Here is a 19,225-nt window from a genome sequence, read left to right as displayed (position 1 = left end):
ATCAGTTGCGCTCAAGCCGGGACAACAGTTCCGACGCATGGAAGATGCGGTTGCGCTTTCGCGACGGATAGCGATCCTGCAGGATGCCGCGGTCGACGAGGATGTCGACCGCGGTCGATGCGGTCTGGAACGATGTGCCCAGGAGCGAGGCCACTTCGTTGATGCTGGTTACCGGGTGTCCGAGCAGCAGCTCGGGCAATCGGTGCGCGGCGGCGTCCGCACGGATATCGGTGAGCCGTGTCATCCACCCTGCGAGGATGTCGTTCATGTCGCGAGCGATGGAGAGGGAGGTGTCGCAGGCGTCGACCACGGCGCGGCACAGGAACTCGACCCAGGCATCCCAGTGATCCTTGAGCTGCACGCCGGCAAGGCATTCGTAGTAGGCATGCCGATACCTCAGGAGGAAGCCTGAAAGATAAAGTGGCGGATAGCCCGCCTCGGCGAGCATGAGCGGCATGATGAGCCGCCCGACGCGTCCGTTGCCATCAGCGAAGGGATGGATCGTCTCGAACTGCGCATGCGCGATGGCCAGGCGAGCGACGATACCCAGTTCGTAGTGTTCTTCTTCGCCGCGTTCGTAGCGCAGCATGGAGTCCTCCAGCTCCTCCATGCACGCAGCGATGTAGGCAGGTGGAGGTGGAACGAAGGTCGCATCTTCGATGCGTCCCGTGCCGATCCATGCCTGCGTATCTCGCCACTCGCCGGCTCGGACGTGCGGGTGCGAGCCCTCCATCAGAACGCGATGGAGCCGCCTCACGACATCAAGCGTGATGCCCTCCGCGCCCGGTGCGGCGAGCGAATCCAGCCCGTCCTTCAGGGCGACCACGTAGCGCTCGGTGACCAGGGCATCGGGCGTGTTTCCCTCGGCGCCCTGGGTCGCTTCGTATTCCAGCAGTTCGGACAGCTGCGTTCGCGTTCCTTCGATCTGGGAGCTTTGAACAGCTTCGCGACGGGCAAGGGAGCGGGTAATCAGTTCGGTATGGGGAAGGTGGGCGACCGCATCCTGCAGCCGCCCGAGTGCCTCGTAAGCGCGTTGAATGGCGGAATTTGCCCGTGGACCCATCGACAGAAGGCGCGGCGTCTTCGGCACCAGGGCATGGCAATGCGACCGTGGCTCGTCGCATTTGACGAGGCAGCGCTGTCGACTGGCGGTGAGATCCTGGTGGCGCACGGGGTTCGACCCATGGATAAGTTGGAATAAGGCTAGGACTTATTCAAGGATAAGTCGATAACCTTGAATAAGGTCGATGCTTATTCAAGGTTATCGTGGCCCGTGGGCCTACCTTCCGACGTGCCTCATCGCCCCCGGCGGCTCACCGATCACCCGCTTGAACGCCCGGCTGAAGGCGGCCAGCGAGCCGTAGCCCAGCTGGAAAGCCACGCTTTCGATCGTCGAGCCGTCGCGGCTGATCCACTGGGCGGCCAGGCGCATGCGCAGCTCGGTGAGGTAGCGCACCGGGGTCATGCCGGTGACGGTGAGAAAGCGCTCGGCGAAGACCGAGCGTGAACTGCCCATCTGATCGGCCAGTTCGGCGACGGTCCAGTTCCTGCCAGGTTCGCGGTGCATGGCGACGATGGCCTTGCCCAGTCGAGGATCGCGCAGGCCTTTCAGCCAGCCCGAGGCCTCGCCGCAGCCGGATTCGACCCAGCCGCGCACGATGATCGCGGAGATCACATCGGCTAGCCGGGCAAGAATGCCGGCGAATCCCGCGCGCTTCGTGCACGACTCCCGTTCCATGGCGTCGAGCATCGGGCGCAGTTCCGGATGGCGATCGAGCAGGGTGCCGACGAGCATCACTTCGGGCATGGCCGAGACCAGCGGCTGCATGCCGCCCAGTTCAAACTGCATGCAGCCACTGAAGATCAGTGCGTCCGGTGTCGTCGCGCTCGCCGCGCAGTCGGGGTGGATATTGGCGACGCTCTCGCACAGCGGCGTGGCCAGAAAGTCGGTGACGTTTCGCGGCGCGACATCCGCCGATGAGAGCAGCACGTGGGGCAGGCCCTGCGGCAGCAGCACGGCGTCGCCCGTCTGCAGTGGGAGCAGGCGTTCGTCCTGGGTGCGCAAGAGCACCGGCCCACGCCCGATGAAGTGGAACTGCGCATGACCCGGCTCGCCGCCGAAACCGATGCCGAACGGGCTGTCCAGCTCGATTCGCCGGTAATTCACGCCGACCAGCCGCATCCCCAGCAGCAGCTCGCTCGCGGCATCGGATTCGTCGACATAGGCAGAAAGCATGGGAGGTCCGGACGCATGATCAAGCATTAAGGATTTGCCATCATATACCGTCCGGTCGGTGCGGCCTACCATCCTCGCTTTCCTTTGATAGTCGGGAAGCGACATGACGGCATGTGCGGAAACCTGTGACACGGCGGTGGAAACCGATAAGCCCGCCTGGACGGCGGTCTTTGCGGTAACCCTGGGCGTCTTTGCCCTCATTACGGCGGAATTCCTCCCGGCAAGCCTGCTGACCCCCATGGCGGCGAGCCTGGGCGTGACCGAAGGCATGGCAGGGCAGACGGTGACCGTCACGGCGGCGATCGCCCTGGTCACGAGCCTGCTGATCTCGGTACTCACCCGCAACACGGACCGGCGCGTGGTCCTGCTTTCCTTCTCGGTGCTGCTGGTCGCCTCGAATCTGCTTGTCGCGTTCGCGCCGACGCTCGCCCTGGTGCTGCTGGGGCGCGTGCTGCTCGGTATCGCGATTGGCGGTTTCTGGACGATGTCCGCGGCCGTCGCCATGCGACTGGTGCCGGAGGCGATGGTGCCGCGCGCCCTGTCGATCATCTTCAGCGGCGTGTCCGTCGCCACCGTGGCTGCCGCGCCGTTGGGAAGCTACTTCGGGCACCTCATTGGCTGGCGCAACGTCTTCCTGATCGCCACCATCATCGGCGTGCTCGCGTTCTTCTGGCAGCTCGTGGTCTTGCCGAAGATGGCGCCGACCGGCACCGCCCGCATGGGTACGCTGGTCGAGGTCATGAAGCGTCCCGTCATGCGCGCCGGGATGATCTCGGTGCTGCTCGTCTTCACCGGCCACTTCGCGTTCTTCACGTATCTGCGGCCCTTCCTTGAAGTCGTCACGGGCGTCGGTGTGAACGGGCTTTCGGTGATCCTGCTCGGCTTCGGTGTCGCCAACTTCATCGGCACATCACTGGCGGGTTTCATCCTCGAGCGCAGCTTGCGCATGACCTTGTTGCTGATGCCCCTGGCGATGGGCGTGATCGCCCTCGCGCTGGTGGCCCTGGGCCGTGCGCCGATCGCCGATGCCTTGCTTGTCGCGCTCTGGGGCATGGCCTTCGGTGCAGTGCCGGTGGCATGGACGACGTGGATCACGAAGACCGTGCCCGACGAAGCCGAAAGCGGTGGCGGTCTGATCGTGGCCGCGGTGCAATTCGCGATCACGCTCGGCGCAGCCGCCGGTGGCCTCGTGTTCGATCATTCCGGCGCGTCGGGCGTGTTCGTGGGCAGCGGTGCCGTGCTGCTCGTGGCGACGGCGATGATCTTCGTCAGCCTGCGGGATCGTTCCGAAGCGGGCGTGCCGGTGGCGTCGGAGGCCTGAGGGTTGTGGGATGATCCGCCGAAGCCGATGCACATAAGTTTCCGGTGCGATCATCCCCTCGTCAGAAAGGCGTCCCCGTGGATCGAGACTCGCGTTCGCACGACACCGCGTTTGGCCGCAGCACCATCGTCTTTGCGCTGGTCACCCTCCTGTACGTGCTCGTTGCACACGCGCTGGCCTACCTGACGCACGAGTACGCGCATACGGTAACAGCCTGGTCACTCGGATGGATGGCCAGGCCGTTCGATGTCGACTACGGCGCGGCGACGGTGTCCAACATCATTTTTCTCGGTGATGTGTCGGACAATGTGAGCTACGACCCCATCTTCGCGAGCGGACACGGACCGAGTGCCGCGATGATCGCGCTGGCCGGGCCTTTCCTTGGCAACGGCATATCGTATTTTCTGATCTACGCCGTTACGGGAGCCGCCTGGGTTCGCTCCAGGCGCTACGTGTTGATGTTTCTCTACTGGCTGGCACTCATGTGCGCCGCCAATATCTGGAGCTACGTCCCGATCAGGGCACTGACCACGCATGCGGACATCGCGCTCGCGGCGAAAGGCTTCGGCATCTCGACGTGGTTGCTGTTTCCCTTCGTCATGGCGATTTCCGCCTTCGTGACCTGGCACTTCCTGACGCGGATGGTCGCAAGGGCTTGCGAGCCGATCGTGGCCGGCTCGCTGCCCAACCTCGTCCTCTTCGTCGCTTTCACCGCCTTCTGGTACTTCTCGTTCTTCGGCGGCGATCCGACGAGTGGTTCGTACGGACCGATCTCGCAGATCCTGTCGATCACATCGCGCTACCTGCTGTTCCCGCTCTGCGCGGCGTGGCTGGGCAGTCGTTACGTCGCCCGGTTCATTTCCCCGCGCTGATCAGGGCCTGTTCGAGGTCGGCATGAGCCTCGTCCAGCTTGCGCTGGCGATCCGCGATCTTCTTTGCGCTCTTGCCCTGGTCCTTGGCTTGCTGGAGGTCGCGCTCGTTGGCCGCGACGTCGTCCCGGGCTTTGGCGACTTTCTTGTTGGCGGCGCTTTGCAGGGAGGCTTCCGTGCAGTGAGCGGTCACTTGCGCCAGCGCTGTCTGCAGCCCGCGCACCCGGGACGCGTTGCCATGGCTCTGCGCGTAGGCAATCTCGGTCTCGATCGACTGGCGTTTGGCGTCGCAACCGGCGGACTGGGCGAAGGCGAGGGCAGGCGTGAGGAACGATGTAAACAAGACAGTCGCAATCAAGGCTTTCATGATGTCGTTCCTCCGGATCGACGACCGACCCGCTTACCTGGAGTTGATGCCATGCCCAGCCTGTCCGTCAAGCGCGTCTACGACGAGCCATCACCGCGTGACGGCATGCGCGTGCTGGTGGACCGGCTCTGGCCGCGCGGCCTGACCAAGGAAAAAGCCGCCGTGGATCTGTGGCTCAAGGAGATCGCGCCGACGCCGACCCTACGTACCTGGTTCGACCATCGGGAAGATCGTTTCGAGGCGTTTGCCGAAAAGTACCGGCACGAACTCGAACACAATCCGGCGGTGGCCGAACTCCGGGCACTGGTGAAGAAGCGAAAGGTGACGCTCGTCTACGGCGCGCACGATCCGGCGATCAACCATGCCGTCGTGCTCGAGGCATGGCTGGGCGCCTGATCGCAGGCCGTTATTTTGTGGCGTCGCCCTTGGCGGGTTTCGACAACGCCCGCTGTGCCTGCATCACCTGCTCGTAGTCGGGTGCCGCGACGGTGCCGACATGTAGCGCCGATCGCAGGTTTCCTTGTGCCACCAGCGACACCTCACCCAGGCCACCATCCTGCGCGGTACTCCACGACGCGATGGCAATCGTGTTGTCGCCGTGCGTGTTCAGCAGCCCCGCGGGCAGTTCGAAGTCGGTCTGCGGTCCGACGTCGCTGATGTAGCGGCCCATCTGCCAGCCGTTGATGAAGATGATCGCGCGATAGTGATGCGGTGCGATGTCGTGGATGCGTAGCGCGATGGGCACATCCTGGCCGGCCGGAAGATCGAGGCGGAAGCTTGTGCGGTACCAGTCGACGCCGGGCTTGTCCGTGGCACGGGGCAGGGTGGTCGTGGCCCAGCGGCCGTCGCTGAAACCTGGCAGGTGCCAGCCCATGCGCTCGCCGTAGAAGCCACCCGCGTTGAACGGGCCGCGTATCGGGTCGGGGAGGGCTTCACCACCGACGTTGCCCTGGATCTTCCAGCGGATGTCGGTCGGCGCACCGGCGAAGCTGGCGCCGATCAGGCCGCGCGGTTCGCGGAACGTGCCACTGTGTTCTTCCTGCAGGTGCCCGGTGTTCTCGACAAGCACGGAGACGACGTTGTCGCCACCTGCCTTGAGCCAGCGGGGGTCGATCGGGAACTGCTGCGCGCCGCTGGGGTTGTTGCCGAGGAAATGGCCGTTGAGCCAGGCGGTGAAGATGCCGTGGTTGCCCAGGTGCACACCGGTGTTCGCACCGAGGAGGATCGCGGTCTCCTTGCCCGTCGCCTTGAAGTGGCCGCGATACCAGACGTTGCCGTGATGGAAATCGTAGTCGTCAGCGTCGAGGATCGGCAGCTTGTGGTTCCAGTACGGATTGGGGGTGGTCGCGCGGTCCGCGGCCTTCCAGGCGCTGTCGTCGAAGGCAGGCGCGATTTCCGGTGCGGCCTCGCTGATGTGCCAGGTGGTCAGGTGTGGCAGCGACACGGGCGTCGGCCCGTCGAGGTGGGCTTGCAGGCTCGCCGAAGCCGTGACGTTCGCCGCCACGGGCACACCATTCCATGAAAAGCCGCGGGTATCCGGCGCGGTGAACACTTCGATCTCGCCGGCAGCGTCGGTGTCACCGGTGAGTGCGAGGCGATCGCCGTCGTGTATTGCCGTGCGCGCGAGATAAGGGCCGCGCAGGAGGATCGGTCCGGCTTGCGTCGGCAACTGCCAAAAGCGAATCGCCGCCTCGTTGTCGCCGATCAACAGCAGCAGGGTGCTGTCGCCCTGGTGGACGGCGACCCGCGCCAGGCCGTCATGGCGATAGTTGAGACGCAGCGTATGCGTGGCGGCATCCCAGTGCATGGCGACCTTGCCGTCGATCACCTGCGTGGTCGGCTCGGCGGCGTAGCGCAGGACGGTCTCGCCATCCTCGTCGTGCCGGCCATAGAGCACAGCGATATCGCGGTCACCCAAGCTCAGTTGCGTCATCAGCTCGGAGGTGGAGTACGCCAAATCCTGCTTGCCGAAGTGGACGTTGGCGAGCAGTACTTTCGAATCGCGACCGTCGATGCGGATGGCCGTACCCGGCTGCTGTGGGACGGTCGTCTCGGTCTTCGTGCCCAGGGCGATGCGCAGGTGGGTCGTGTCGTTCGACGTATCCGTCGCGTCCGCGTGCCGCAGGATGTAGAAGCGCGTGCCGTCCTCCGGGTTGACGCGGGCGTTGACGCGAAGGCGCGGATTGTCGGGCGCGGACGTGGCGACGGCGTCGGTGCGTGCGAGCGACGGGACGGCCTGCGTCATGTAGCCGATGAGTTTCTGCTGGTCGTACTTGGTGGTCAGCGTCCGGTTTGCCGTGATCGGTGCGCCGTAGTCATACGAGGTATAGACCCCGGGCGACGACAGCCAACCCCAGTTGATCCCGCCGTAGGTCATGTAGAAGTTCTGCATCGTCGAGCCAGCGGCGATGTTCGATTCGTAAAACACGCGCTCGAAATCGGGGCCGGTCAGTTTGCGGCAGGCCTCGTATCCCGGGCCGCCCCAGACGTCGAACGCACCGCCCTGGAATTCCGGAAAGAACAGCGGCGAGCGGGTCAGGCGCTTTCGCTCGCTGGCGAAGTCGTAGACGTTGTTCCACCGCTCCGGCCGCGTGCAGTCGAAATCCGCCGGGTACGAATCGTAGCCAGGCATGTCCACGGCACCGACGCCGGTAAAGAAGTTGTCGTTGTGGTTGCCGATGAGCGGCACGGTGATGCCGTCGGCATGCGCCTTGTCCTCGATGTCCTGCATGTAGCGGCGGGTATCGGCGGAGTCATCGTAAAGCTCGTTCTCGACCTGATACAGCAGCACGGTGCCGCGGCCATCGGTGAGCTGGTGACGCGCAAGAATGCGATCGATCTCGGTCATCCACTCGCGGTAGGCGGCGGTATAGTCCGGCGCGGTGGAGCGCGGTTTGCCCGCGGTCGTGACCAGCCAGCCGGGGAAACCACCGGCGTCCGTCTCCGCGTTGATGTACGGGCCCGGACGCGCTATGACATAGATGCCGGCATCACGCGCCATGTCGAGAAGACGGTCGACGTCGCGAATACCCGAGAAGTCGTAGACCCCGCGTCGCGGCGAGTGATATCCCCAGTCGAAGTAGATCTCCACGGCATTGAAGCCGGCGGCCTTCATTTTCTGCAGGACGTCGGCCCAGAGGTCGGGTGAGGGCAGGCGCCAGTAGTGAAACGAGCCCGACCAGAGGTAGGTGGGTTTGCCATCGATGATCAGCGAGTAGCGGTCGTACGCGATGGTGTGCGGTTGTGGTGACGTCGGTGCTGCTGCTGGCGCTGCGATGGACGCCAACCCTGCCGCGGGCGCAGGCGCTTGCATTGGCTGGGCTGGCGGCGCTTGCGTGGCCTTCGCCAGCACGAGGGTGCTCGACAAAGTCAGGGCGAGCAGCCCGAGGCTGACCGAGCGCGCAACAAGACGGCCCGACGGCCCATGAAAAGCAAACATCCCCAACCTCCGATCGACGACGGCGCGCCCTGTGGCATTCCGCGGAGGTTGGGGTATTTTGGGTGTATTTGCAAATTTGGGTATTTGTCAGACTGCGCGGCTATCGGCCTCAGCTGTTGTAGGAGCCGATTCATCGGCGATAACCCGCCGCGACAACGCCGATGCAAGCCCCCATGCCGCCACCCCAACCAACGGAATGCCCGCCACCCAAGGCAACGAAGCGGCCACGGCGAACAACATCGTCCCACTCGCCGGCCCGACCGTATCCTTCAGATCGTTCGCCACCGACACCGCTGCCATATACGTCGCCCGCGTCTTCGGCGCCGCCAGTTCGTTCACCGCCGACGGAATCAATGGCCCGCAAAGCATGTCGGCCGCAGAGAAGCATGTCATCGCCACGACCAGCGCGATCAGGCTGGGCGACGCAAGCAGGACACCGAAAGCCACGATCAGGATTGCCGCACTGGCAAGAACCAGTACGCGTGCGCTGATCGTCTTGGTGAGACGAGTGACGGGTATCAGCAGCACGGACGTCAGCAGTGCGCCGAAGGTGAAGAGCAGGCCCACACCCGACGGGCTCAGCGTGCCCGATGCATGCACGCTCAAGGGCAAGACGGTTTCCACCCAGCTCCCCGACAACTCGAGCAACATGAAGCACAGCAGCAAGCCGCCGAGTCGGCGATCGCGAAGGGCGGGAAGCAAGGCCGAGAAGCCTTCCTCGTCCTCGTCTTCCTCATCGCTGGTACCGATGCCTCGCGTCTCCGGAAGCAGGAAAGCTACGAGTGACGCGGCGACCAGCAGTGCGACAGCCGAGCCGACGAAGACCGTGCTCAACGACCGCAAGACAAGCCATGCGCCAAGCGCGGGCCCTATCGCGCGCCCGATGCCGGAAAGCACGCGGGCCACGGCGAAGTAGTGTCGTGTCTCGTCCTGAGGGACCACGTCACCGATCACGGTGAAGGCCGTCGGATGCAACACGCTCTCGAAGACGCCGATCAGCAGGAGCACCGCCGCCGTTGCAATCACACCGTGGCAGAACGACAGCAGCAGGAAGCCGCCGCCGACACCCAGGGTCGAGGCCAGCAGGACGGGCTTGCGACCGAGGCGATCGGCGATACCGCCGAGTAAGGGTGTGGCAAGCAATTCACCGCCGGCGTAGCAGCCGAACAGGACGCCGATCCAGGCCGTAGGCACGCCGGCGTCTTTCTGCGCCCAAAGGGCAAAGAAAGGCAGCATCACGCCGTCGCCGATACTGATGAAAAGGAAGAGGAGGGCGGCGAGGGACGCCGGTTTTCTGAGAAGGGTAAGCAGGTTCACGTTTTCAACTCCACGCAGCGACCAGCCACCACGAGGGCAACTGGACAGGATGCGCGTTGGTTGACGTAAACGCTTACGGCCGCCGGAGGTGGCGACGGCGCGAGGTTAGCAGCGCCGCCGGCCTGTGCCAAGGGGTATCACGCGTGGAAAGGCACCCAGAACGTCTTCACGGTCACGTTGAGCATGCCCGACTTCACCGACGGATCGTCCGTGGCGATCCTGACCGCTTCGTCGAAATCCGCAGCCTTGAAGATGGTCATGCCACCGTCCTCCAGGACGCCGTTGAGGCCGCCAGTCTTCTCCATGAAGGGGCCGCTGAGGACCGTCTGGCCTTTCTCCTGCATCTGATCCATGTAACCCACATGGACCATGAACTCGGGTTGTTCGTTGTACTTCACGCCAGGCACCCAGGTCGGGCCGGGGGTCTGGAAGGCTACGTAATAGTGTGGGCCGTTTTCGTCGATCATTTTCAGGTGCTCCGGGATAAGAAAATTAAGGGAATGGATGACTGCATGCGGGGCTATGAGCGTTTGCGTAGTCGCTGTTTCCGTACGCAACTTCTAGTGCTCGGCTGATCGTGGAAACGTCAGGGCACTTGCATAGTGTCTCCAGTTGGAGACACTATGCACATCTACACACTGGTTGAAACGAGCGATTTTTCAGGCTGGGTCCGAAGTCTTAAAGATCATGTTGCGAGGGCGAAGATTCTCGTGCGCACGAAACGACTTGCCGAAGGAAACATGGGTGATGCGAAGCACTTCGACGGTATCTCGGAGATGCGAATCAACCATGGTCCGGGCTACCGCGTTTACTTCGCTAGAGATGGGAGCACGATATTTCTTCTCCTAACTGGCGGTAGTAAATCAACGCAGCCAAAGGACATCGCGAAGGCAAGGAAGCTGTTGGCGGCCAGGACGCGCTCGTAGTGCAATCAAGGAACACCATGTCAACCAAATTTTCGTCATTCGACGTCGCCAACTATCTCGACAGCGACGAAATCATTGCCGCCTATCTGAACGAGGTCCTGGCCGAAGACGATCACGACTTGCTTCTGTCGGCCCTCGACGACATCGCGCGGGCCCGTGGCATGACCGAGGTGGCCGATGCTGCTGGCGTCACGCGACCCGGCCTCTACAAGGCACTCAAGCCGGGTGCCAAGACTGGATTTGTCACTGTCAGGAAACTCGTGAATGCGTTGGGTCTGCGAATCATGTTCGTGCCTAATGCACCGGAGATTTCGCCAAGAGCCGCCGAGACAAAGCCTCGCAAGCCGGATCGCGTTCGTGCTGCGGCGGCGGTTGCTAAGCCGAGACGTGTGGTGCGGCGAGCAAAAGAAATCTGACGAGGGCTCAGTGCGTCAGATCTGTTTTACACCGCCATCGACGACGAGTTCAGCGCCGTTGACGTAGCTGCTGTCATCGCTGGCGAGGTACAGCGCGGCCTTGGCCATGTCTTCCGGCGTACCGAGGCGGCCAGACGGCACGGTGCTGGTCAGCGCGGCTTCCTGGAACTCGACCGGAACGAGACGATCGAGTGCTGGCGTGGAGGTATGACCCGGCGAAAGCACGTTGATGCGGATGCCGCGGTCCTTCAGGTCGACGATGGCCGAGCGGACGAACGCACGGAGTGCACCCTTCGTCGCGCCATAGACCGAGAAATTCGGGATGCCCGAGAAACCGGCGATGGAGCCCGTGATGATGACCGACGCGCCGCGAGACAATAGCGGAAGCGCCTTCTGCAGACCGAAAATGATCGCGCGGACATTGGTGTTGAACGTGGCCTCGTAATGCTCTTCGGTGATTTCGCCAACAGGCACGAACTCGGCGAACGCCGCATTGAGCATCAGTACGTCGATCTTGCCGGCCTCTGCTTCGACCTGCGCGTAAAGCGTGTCGAGGTCGGCGAGCTTAGTCACATCCGTCCGGACGGCAGTGGCGGCTGAACCGATGGCGGCGGCCGACTTATCCAGCTCCGCCTGGCGGCGGCCGGTGATGAACACCTTGGCACCTTCGTCGGCAAACTGCTTTGCCGCGGCAAAGCCGATGCCGCTGTTTGCCCCGGTGATGACGGCGACCTTTCCACTGAGTTTCGACATGTTCGGCTCCTGGCTGCTTCTTGGTAGGGATGGTGTGCGCAGCGTTGCTGCGACCCCCAAGAAACTGCGGACGATCCTTGCGTCCACCAGTGCAGCCGAACGCATATGATTTATTCCAGGCGTGCTTGCCTGGTGGCGGGTTCACCGCCGGGTGACGCTGTCTCAACATCCCGTGGTTGATCGTCGTGGTTCTTGATGGGATGGAGCGGCCTAATGAAATCACCCAAGCGCGGGGATACGGTGCAATGGGACACCTCCCAAGGCACGACGACGGGTAAGGTCGAGCGCAAGCTCACCACGCCGGCCAAGATCAAGGGGCATGCCGTGGCGGCCTCGAAAGACAACCCCGAGTATCTGGTATTAAGCGACAAGACGGGGGCGCACGCTGCCCACAAGGCCGAGGCTCTCACGAAGACGCGCGGAAAATAGCGTTACGCGAGTCGTCAGCCGGTCGTCCATTCCGCGCGCAGGCGACGGGCTTGCTCCTGGATGGTAGAGATCTGTTCCGCTGAAAGGCGCTCGAGCGAGCGCCACTGCAAGGCCGCACGTGGGTGATTCCAGAACCGGGCGCGATGACGCTCGAGGAAATCCCAGTACAGCGTCGTAAACGGGCAGGCGTCGTCGCCCACGGCTTCGCCAGGCTTGTACCGACATCCCGCGCAGTAGTTGCTCATGCGGTCGATGTAGCGTCCCGAGGCCGCATAGGGTTTCGACACCATGCGGCCGCCATCGGCGAACTGACTCATGCCGAGGGTGTTGGGTGCTTCGACCCATTCGACGGCATCGACATAGATCGCCAGGTACCACTCGTGGATCAGCGTCGGTTTCACCCCGAGCAGCAGGGCGAAGTTGCCGGTCACCATCAATCGCTGGATATGGTGCGCGTAGCCAGTCCGAAGGGTCTGGCCGATCACCTCCTTCATGCAGTTCATGTCGGTGTTGCCCGTCCAGTAGAAGTTGGGCAGCGGGCCATCGGCACGAAGCGCGTTCGAACCAAGAAGCCGCTCGGGCGAGAGCCAGTAAACACCGCGCACGAATTCACGCCAACCCAGAATCTGGCGGACGAAACCCTCGACAGACGACAAGCTGACCTTGGCTTCCCTGAAGCGCTCCAGCGCGCCTTCAATGACTTCCATTGGCGACAGAAGTCGCAGGTTAAGAGAGGTCGACAGGCGCGCATGGTAGAGCCACGTTTCCCCGATCCACATGGCATCCTGCCAGTGGCCAAATGCGGGTAGGCGGTTGTCGAGAAAATCGAGGAGGGCGTCTTTCGCTTGCTCGCGCGTGACCGGCCAGTCGAAAGCATCCAGCTCGCCGGGATGATCGGGAAACGTGGATGCGATATCAGCGATGGCCGATTGCGTGATGGTATCCGGCGTGAAAGAGAGAGGGCGCGGGACCCAGCCCGGACCTTGCCGGCCGAAGCTGCCCCGGTTGTCCGCATCGTAGTTCCACTTGCCGCCGACGGGTTTGCCGTCGTCATCGAGCAGGATGGCGTGCCTCTGCCGCATCCAGCGATAAAACAGCTCCATGCGAAGCTGCATTTTGCCTTTGGCCCACTGGCCGAAATCCTCGGTGGATACGAGGAAGTGCCGGTCCGGCCGTTCGACATACTCCACGCCACAGGCTTTCGCGGCGGCCTTGATGCCTTCGCGCAAGCGGTGCTCGCCGGGACGGACGATGATCAGGCGGCGCGGCTTGAGTTCACGGAGTTGCGTTGCGAGAAGGTCGACCAGGTCGTCGGGGCCCGCATCCGCGAGCCGGGTATACGTCAGCGGCACCTCGTCGGCATCGAGCCCAGCCGCGAAATGGCGCATCGCAGCCAGGAAGAGCGCACTGCGGGCCTTGTGCGACCACACATGCTCGGACTCACCTTTTCGCTCGGCCATCCACACCCGGTCCGTTGTGGCATCGAAGTCGTCGAAGGCGGACGAATCCCGGTTGAGCTGGTCGCCGAGGACGACAACGAGGTGGCGCATGGCAGGTGGTCCGTCGGGGGCAGGGCGCCACTGCAACAGTTGCTGCGTCAACCTGGAGCGAAGCGGATCGCCGTTGACGTACGATGCGATCCTGGCGCCAGGAATCTCAACCGAGGGGACACCATGACGTTTCATCCGAAAGCGCTTTCGCGGTTCTCGACGTACGTGCTGCTGTGTCTGACCATCGGTTCCGTGCAGGCTGCCCCGCTCGATACCGCGCTGCTTGCGAAGCCGGCGGCAACGGCGAAGGCATCGATGGAAACCATGCAGATCCCCAGCCACGGATCGTCGATGAATGCCCTGGTCTACGTGGCGGCGGGCGCTGGTCCGCATCCGGCCGTGATCCTGCTGCACGGCTTTCCAGGTAATGAGCGCAACCTGGATCTGGCGCAGGACATGCGTCGGGCAGGGTGGGACGTCCTGTTCTTCAACTACCGTGGTTCGTGGGGCACGCCGGGGGATTTCTCCTTCGCGCACAGCATCGAGGATGTCGCTTCGGCCATCGCCTATCTGCGCCAACCTGAAAACGCCAAGCGGCTGCGGTTGGACCCGTCGCGCATCGTGCTGGTAGGTCACAGCATGGGCGGCTTCATGGCCGTGCAGGCCGCTGCCGCCGATCCCGCCATCAAGGGCGTCGGCATGATCTCGGCCGCGGATCTGGCCGGCCGGTTCGTCGAGATGCAGGCACAAGGGACAAAGGACGACGCGGTAACGAAGATGGGCGCGGCACTGGGCGAGGAGGGCATGGCGCCGCTTGCCGGCTGCACGCCCGATGGCCTGGCCAGGGAACTCGCCGACCACGCGAGCGGCTGGGCATTCGGCTCCATGGTCGCTGCGCTCAAGGATCGGCCGGTCTTCGTGATCACCTCGAACGACGGACTGGCCCCTGCCGATAACGCCTTCGCCTCGGCGCTGCGCCAGGCAGGCGACAAGCAGGTGACGACCCTCCATCTGCCCACCGATCACGCCTATTCCGATCAGCGGCAGGCGCTTTCGCGCGCCGTGCTGAAGTGGCTCGCCACGTTCAAGTAGTCGGGAAGACTCAGTACCGGACGTCGAGGGTGTCGCACAGCCGCAGCATCGCCCTGCCGATGCCGCGCTTCGGCTGGCTCTCGTCGGAGGGCAACATGACGACGACCATGAGGGCCGCCTTTTCGACCTCTTCGAGTCCCATCTCGGAGGCCTGACTGCGCAGGAGGTAAGCCCGGAAACGGGCCTCCTCCATGTCGCCTTCGATCATCGCCCGACCGATCGCCGACGCATCCTTGGCAAGGCGGTCGCGGGTCAGGGTGATGTCTCGGTCGATGGTGGCCATGGATCGAGAGTAGGCCGCTCGCTGCATGGAGGGCATCCATCGTGCGGCGTATATCGAAGGCCTATCCGCATATACTTGCGTACTTGCAACTAATGCACATAAGCGTACTATTGCGCCCATGCATAAGCTACCTCCAGGCACTCATCCGCTAGCCGCCGAGCTCATGGGCGTGCTGATGCCCCTCATCAAAGACAGTCAGTCCGGCGTCGCCGCGGTCATGGCGGGCTTCGACCTCACGTTTTCCCAGCTGCGCATGCTGTGGATCCTCGATCACGCCGGCTCGGACCTTGCGGTCAACGAGCTGGCCGAGCAGGTCTCGCTGTCGCTCCCCGCGGCCGGCCGCGCCGTCGACGGCATGGTCCGCATCGGTCTGCTGACGCGGCGGGAAGACGAGGTCGATCGCCGGATCAAGCGCATCGGCCTTGCCGAGCCGGGCCGCGAGACCCTCGAGAAGATCGGTCGGGCCCGTGGGCAGTCGGCCGACCGCTTCGTCGAAGCGCTGACCAAGGACGAGCAGGCCGCGCTTGCTGGCGCCCTGGCCACTCTCGGTGCACTCACCCGCAAACATTTCGCCGCCCCCACCGGCGCCTCTTGCTCGCCTCCGGAAAAATCCGCATGAACGCCCCCACCCAAACCGATGCGCCACCGGCGCTCGATCGCCGGTTGCTGAGCATCGCTTCCGTCGTCGTGCTCGGCAGCTTCATGTCGATCCTCGACACCACCATCGTCAACGTCGCCATTCGCGAGTTGTCGCACTCGTTCGGCACATCGCTGTCGGTCACGCAGTGGATCTCCACCGGTTACATGCTCGCTCTCGCCACGGTGATTCCGTTGACGGGATGGGCGGCCGATCGCTTCGGCACCAAGCGCCTGTACATCGGTTCGATCGCGTTGTTCGTACTCGGCTCCGCGTTGTGCGGGCTGGCCTGGTCGGCGACGTCGCTGATCGTCTTTCGTGTGCTGCAGGGCTTTGGCGGCGGCATGATCATGCCTGCGGGCATGACGATCCTTTCCCACGCCGCAGGGCGAGAACGGATGGGTCGCGTCATGGGACTGGTCGGCATCCCGATGCTGGTCGCGCCGATCGTCGGTCCCATCCTGGGCGGCTGGTTCGTCGACGATCTTTCCTGGCGCTGGATCTTTTTCGTCAACCTGCCGATCGGCGTGATCGCCTTGTACGCGGCATCGCGTTTCCTCGATCGCGATGAGCCCAAGCCGCACCATTCGCTGGACTGGCGCGGCTTGCTGATGCTCTCGCCGGGTCTGGCGATCTTCGTCTACGGCCTGGCGGAGACGGCTGCGGGCGGTGGTTTCACCCGGCCGGATGCCGTCGGTGGCGTGCTGCTGGGCCTGGCCCTGGTCGTTGGCTTTATCTGGCATGCACGCCGTAAAGAAGGCGCCCTGATCGACGTGCGTCTGTTCGGTACGCGTATCGTCGGTGCCGCGGCGTCCACATCGTTCTTCTTCGGCACGGCGTTCTTCGGTACCGCGCTGTTGTTGCCGCTGTACTTCCAGCTGGTGCGTAGTGAGTCCGCGCTGCACGCCGGCTTGTTGATGGCCGCCCAGGGCATTGGCGCTATGATTTCCATGCCGATCGCCGCACGACTCACCGACAAGACCGGCCCGGGCCGCATCGTGCTCGTCGGTCTGAGCATGACGGGGCTGGGCCTGCTCGGCCTTACCCAGATCCAGAGCGACACACCGATGTGGATGGTCGAAGGCATGTTGTTCCTGCTGGGTATCGGCATGGGCTCGACCATGATGCCGTCGATGACGGCCGCGCTGAGCAGCCTGCAGCGTCACGAGATCGCTCGCGTCACCAGCGGCATGAACGTGGTGCAGCGCGTCGGTGGTTCGGTGGGCACGGCGCTGCTGGCCGTGGTGCTGTCGCACCAGATCGCCAGCGTGATGCCGTCCACCGGCGTGCAGGAATCCGGCCTGGCCGGTGCCCGTGCGATGAGTCCCGCGGCGCACGCGGCGATCCTGCCCGCGCTGGGTCGGGCCTTCGGGCACACCTTCGTCTGGGCACTCGGCGTGGTCGTGCTGGGTTTGATCGCGGCGACCTTCCTGCCGCGCAAGCGGGCGGTGCACAACACCGAGCAGGCCGCCGCGGCGACCCTGGTGGACTAGATCGGTTCGGTCTTGGTGCATTGAAAGACCGCGTTTTTGGTTCTTTTCGATGCACCGGACCGGGCGCACCATGACGGCTCCTCCAAGGAGCCATCATGATGAGCAAGATCCTTTTTTCAGCCCTGCTGGCCGTCGCTGCCCTGTCTTCCGTGCCGGCGACCCACGCCCACACGGCAGGCGACTCGGTCAAGCCCAACTTCTCGCACGCCATTCCCAACATCCCGGGCAAGTCCCTGGTGGCGGTCGAGGTGTCGTATCCCCCGGGTGGCGCGTCGCAACCGCACACGCATGCGAAGTCCGCCTTCATCTACGCCTATGTCGTATCGGGCTCGATCGAGAGCCAGGTGAATGACCAGCCCGCCCACGTCTACACGGCGGGGCAGGCCTTCTACGAAGAGCCCGGCGCGCACCATCGGATCAGCCGCAACGCGAGCAAGACCGAACCGGCCAAGCTGCTCGCCGTGTTCGTCGTCGATACCGCCGATACCGCGTTGACTACGCCGCAGGACGCGGGTGAGGGCAGGTAATCATGGGCACGACCATACCGAAATGGACGTCCAAAAGAGTTGGGCGGATACCGCGGTGAACATCTGCAGCGTCATCCTGCATTCGCCGTTGGCGCACTGACGAGGAAGGACAAACGACACGCATATTCGGCAGGGTCCCCCCCTTTGTGGCCGGGTGCCCACTCAGGGGGAGTGATTTCAATCGTGTTCATGGCATCCTTCGCGGCATCCAGACCACCCGCCAGGGGAATCAGTGAACGGAAGCGCCGCGCGATGGAATGCATGGGGGCAGTATTTTGCGGTGGCCGCCGCTTACGCCGCCTGTTATGAGGTCACTCGTCATGTGTCCTTTTCCCACTGGACCCTGACGGCCGGGCTCCGGCTGGCCTGCCTTCTTTTCCTGCCCACCCGCTATTGGCCAGCGCTCGCCGTGGGCGAGACCCTTCCCCTGATCGAAAGCGCGCTGCTTTGCATGCCGAAGCTCGGCGGGGCATGGGCCGTCTCGGCGTCCATACCGATGATTGTTCTTTTCATGGGCTTCGTAAAACCCCTCCTGCAACGGTGGCCGTTGCGCGGCGACGACGGTCGCGTGCGGATGAGCGTCATCCTCGCGGCGACGCTCGCCTGCGCGGTCATCTCCGCCGTGTCGACATCGGTCACGCTCGCCACCGCGCTTCTGGCTTCGCCAGAGGCCTGGCCGGGCATCTCGGTAACGGCTTATTTCTGGGCGTATCTGCTCGGCGCCTACCTCGGTGCACTGACCTTCGCGCCCGCCGTCCTCGCGCTGTACGAGCGCTCGGAAGCTCTCGCGCAAGTGACCTGGGCGGCCGTATGGCGCAGTGGGCTCATCCGTGACACGGTGTCCTGGGCGGCTCCGACCCTGGTCGTGCTGTCCTGGCTGGCGCTTGTCACCACGAACGACACCGTCCGTCAGATGGCCCGCCTGACCATGATGCTGCCTGTCCTCGGCCTCGCCTTGAGGCACGGGTGGCATGGCAGTGCGTTCGGTGGAATGGGCGCGAGCGTGGCCCTTGCCGCCAGCGGTACGGTCTTGCTGGACCCTGCGATGATCCAGTGCCAGGTGGTCCTGGCACTGTTCCTTTCCTCGATGTTGCTCGTAGGGGCGCGTGCACCCGTTATCGCGGCGTGCGTTCCCACGGTGCAACGCAACTCGTAGAAGGGCTGTTACTCAAGGGCCCTTGACGCTGCATTCCGCCGGATTGTTGCAATCACCTATGGCCATGAGCCGCATGGTGCCATCCGGTTGGGGAGCGGCGGCGACCTTCACCGCGCCGTCCGAATAGACCTGCTCACTGTTCGCCTGGGTTGCGGCATTCCAGACGCCTTCGTTCGGCGTGGCCCAGCGACTGGCATCGACGCCGACGGGCAAGCCGATGATCTCGCTACCGCTATAGGCGATGGCACCGCGCACGGTTCCGGATGCATCGTTGACCTGCACGAAGCGCAGGCCCGGACGCTCGAAAACGTAGACGTGGTAATGCGGGCTCGCACTGACATCGGTAGCGTTCGGCCAGGACTGGCCGAGCCCGGTACCGGTGCCGGTCGATGCCTGGGCCATCGCGGTACCACCGCAGGACACGGCAAGCAGCGCGGCGATCGAAAGAGTGGTGCGAATGACTGGATACATGGA

The 19,225-nt window shown here is 63.9% G+C and carries 21 protein-coding genes; 11 read left to right on the top strand and 10 right to left on the bottom strand.

All coding sequences use genetic code 11. The features are described from left to right. Position 1 precedes the first annotated feature (1 nt). Positions 2 to 1,171 (bottom strand): Fic family protein, encoded by a 1,170-nt coding sequence (locus tag BJI69_RS21040; protein ID WP_046965847.1) that lies wholly within the window; start codon positions 1,169 to 1,171, stop codon positions 2 to 4. Positions 1,172 to 1,279: 108 nt separating this feature from the next. Beyond that, a complete protein-coding gene (locus BJI69_RS21035) occupies positions 1,280 to 2,236 on the bottom strand; it encodes an AraC family transcriptional regulator (protein WP_046965848.1) in 957 nt (318 codons plus the stop codon). Positions 2,237 to 2,339: 103 nt separating this feature from the next. On the opposite strand from BJI69_RS21035, the gene BJI69_RS21030 reads away from it, so the two are divergent. Both BJI69_RS21030 and BJI69_RS22980 read left to right on the top strand, forming a co-directional pair. Continuing rightward, entirely contained in the window at positions 2,340 to 3,557 is a 1,218-nt protein-coding gene (locus tag BJI69_RS21030; protein WP_046965849.1) for an MFS transporter, read from the top strand. A 77-nt stretch (positions 3,558 to 3,634) separates the two neighbouring features. Beyond that, positions 3,635 to 4,429, top strand: coding sequence for a hypothetical protein (locus tag BJI69_RS22980; RefSeq protein WP_071925056.1), 795 nt, complete (start codon positions 3,635 to 3,637; stop codon positions 4,427 to 4,429). On the opposite strand, the gene BJI69_RS21020 is transcribed toward BJI69_RS22980, so the two are convergent. Continuing rightward, positions 4,413 to 4,793 (bottom strand): DUF1090 domain-containing protein, encoded by a 381-nt coding sequence (locus BJI69_RS21020; protein WP_046965850.1) that lies wholly within the window; start codon positions 4,791 to 4,793, stop codon positions 4,413 to 4,415. The two genes, BJI69_RS22980 and BJI69_RS21020, sit on opposite strands and share 17 nt — an antisense overlap. Positions 4,794 to 4,844: 51 nt before the next feature. Between BJI69_RS21020 and BJI69_RS21015 the strand changes: the two genes are divergently transcribed. Further along, on the top strand, positions 4,845 to 5,189 hold the full coding sequence (locus BJI69_RS21015) for a DUF488 domain-containing protein (protein ID WP_046965851.1): 345 nt from the start codon (positions 4,845 to 4,847) through the stop codon (positions 5,187 to 5,189). A 10-nt stretch (positions 5,190 to 5,199) separates the two neighbouring features. On the opposite strand, the gene BJI69_RS21010 is transcribed toward BJI69_RS21015, so the two are convergent. The 3 genes from BJI69_RS21010 to BJI69_RS21000 all read right to left on the bottom strand — a co-directional run bounded on the left by BJI69_RS21010 (position 5,200) and on the right by BJI69_RS21000 (position 10,016). Continuing rightward, positions 5,200 to 8,232: a beta-galactosidase gene (locus tag BJI69_RS21010; RefSeq protein ID WP_052766994.1), complete on the bottom strand. Its 3,033-nt coding sequence runs from the start codon at positions 8,230 to 8,232 to the stop codon at positions 5,200 to 5,202. 87 nt (positions 8,233 to 8,319) lie between these two features. Further along, the gene (locus tag BJI69_RS21005) at positions 8,320 to 9,549 is read right to left on the bottom strand and encodes an MFS transporter (protein ID WP_071925055.1); all 1,230 of its coding nucleotides are present in this window, start codon (positions 9,547 to 9,549) and stop codon (positions 8,320 to 8,322) included. A 137-nt stretch (positions 9,550 to 9,686) separates the two neighbouring features. Then, a complete protein-coding gene (locus BJI69_RS21000) occupies positions 9,687 to 10,016 on the bottom strand; it encodes a YciI family protein (protein ID WP_046965852.1) in 330 nt (109 codons plus the stop codon). 156 nt (positions 10,017 to 10,172) lie between these two features. On the opposite strand from BJI69_RS21000, the gene BJI69_RS20995 reads away from it, so the two are divergent. After that, positions 10,173 to 10,475 carry a type II toxin-antitoxin system RelE/ParE family toxin gene (locus tag BJI69_RS20995; RefSeq protein WP_211258444.1) on the top strand — a complete coding sequence of 101 codons (303 nt, stop codon included), beginning with the start codon at positions 10,173 to 10,175 and terminating at the stop codon, positions 10,473 to 10,475. 17 nt (positions 10,476 to 10,492) lie between these two features. Next, entirely contained in the window at positions 10,493 to 10,891 is a 399-nt protein-coding gene (locus BJI69_RS20990; protein ID WP_071925054.1) for an addiction module antidote protein, read from the top strand. Between the two features lie 15 nt (positions 10,892 to 10,906). Here BJI69_RS20990 and BJI69_RS20985 read toward each other — a convergent pair whose 3' ends face one another. Continuing rightward, a complete protein-coding gene (locus tag BJI69_RS20985) occupies positions 10,907 to 11,644 on the bottom strand; it encodes an SDR family NAD(P)-dependent oxidoreductase (protein WP_046965853.1) in 738 nt (245 codons plus the stop codon). Positions 11,645 to 11,857: 213 nt separating this feature from the next. On the opposite strand from BJI69_RS20985, the gene BJI69_RS20980 reads away from it, so the two are divergent. Then, entirely contained in the window at positions 11,858 to 12,073 is a 216-nt protein-coding gene (locus tag BJI69_RS20980; protein WP_211258445.1) for a hypervirulence associated TUDOR domain-containing protein, read from the top strand. Positions 12,074 to 12,087: 14 nt separating this feature from the next. On the opposite strand, the gene BJI69_RS20975 is transcribed toward BJI69_RS20980, so the two are convergent. Then, the gene (locus BJI69_RS20975) at positions 12,088 to 13,623 is read right to left on the bottom strand and encodes a cryptochrome/photolyase family protein (RefSeq protein ID WP_046965855.1); all 1,536 of its coding nucleotides are present in this window, start codon (positions 13,621 to 13,623) and stop codon (positions 12,088 to 12,090) included. Between the two features lie 123 nt (positions 13,624 to 13,746). Between BJI69_RS20975 and BJI69_RS20970 the strand changes: the two genes are divergently transcribed. Continuing rightward, on the top strand, positions 13,747 to 14,655 hold the full coding sequence (locus tag BJI69_RS20970) for an alpha/beta hydrolase family protein (RefSeq protein ID WP_078023393.1): 909 nt from the start codon (positions 13,747 to 13,749) through the stop codon (positions 14,653 to 14,655). A 10-nt stretch (positions 14,656 to 14,665) separates the two neighbouring features. On the opposite strand, the gene BJI69_RS20965 is transcribed toward BJI69_RS20970, so the two are convergent. Next, the gene (locus BJI69_RS20965) at positions 14,666 to 14,938 is read right to left on the bottom strand and encodes a hypothetical protein (RefSeq protein ID WP_046965856.1); all 273 of its coding nucleotides are present in this window, start codon (positions 14,936 to 14,938) and stop codon (positions 14,666 to 14,668) included. A 118-nt stretch (positions 14,939 to 15,056) separates the two neighbouring features. Here BJI69_RS20965 and BJI69_RS20960 point away from each other — a divergent pair, with 118 nt between their 5' ends. From BJI69_RS20960 to BJI69_RS20945, 4 genes are all read left to right on the top strand, one after another. Continuing rightward, the gene (locus BJI69_RS20960; RefSeq protein ID WP_162200961.1) at positions 15,057 to 15,557 is read left to right on the top strand and encodes a MarR family winged helix-turn-helix transcriptional regulator; all 501 of its coding nucleotides are present in this window, start codon (positions 15,057 to 15,059) and stop codon (positions 15,555 to 15,557) included. Then, positions 15,554 to 17,068, top strand: coding sequence for a DHA2 family efflux MFS transporter permease subunit (locus tag BJI69_RS20955; protein WP_046965857.1), 1,515 nt, complete (start codon positions 15,554 to 15,556; stop codon positions 17,066 to 17,068). Before BJI69_RS20960 ends, BJI69_RS20955 begins: the two co-directional genes overlap by 4 nt. 98 nt (positions 17,069 to 17,166) lie before the next feature. Further along, entirely contained in the window at positions 17,167 to 17,595 is a 429-nt protein-coding gene (locus BJI69_RS20950) for a cupin domain-containing protein (RefSeq protein ID WP_244465185.1), read from the top strand. 232 nt (positions 17,596 to 17,827) lie between these two features. Next, entirely contained in the window at positions 17,828 to 18,751 is a 924-nt protein-coding gene (locus BJI69_RS20945; RefSeq protein ID WP_078023391.1) for an MASE1 domain-containing protein, read from the top strand. A 12-nt stretch (positions 18,752 to 18,763) separates the two neighbouring features. Here BJI69_RS20945 and BJI69_RS20940 read toward each other — a convergent pair whose 3' ends face one another. Beyond that, complete coding sequence (locus tag BJI69_RS20940) at positions 18,764 to 19,222, bottom strand: hypothetical protein (protein ID WP_052766996.1); 459 nt, start codon at positions 19,220 to 19,222, stop codon at positions 18,764 to 18,766. Between the last annotated feature and the right edge of the window lie 3 nt (positions 19,223 to 19,225).

The sequence above is a fragment of the Luteibacter rhizovicinus DSM 16549 genome (assembly GCF_001887595.1).
GTDB lineage: Bacteria > Pseudomonadota > Gammaproteobacteria > Xanthomonadales > Rhodanobacteraceae > Luteibacter > Luteibacter rhizovicinus.
Note: the sequence above shows the minus strand (reverse complement) of the source record. Positions and strands in the feature narration are given on the sequence as shown.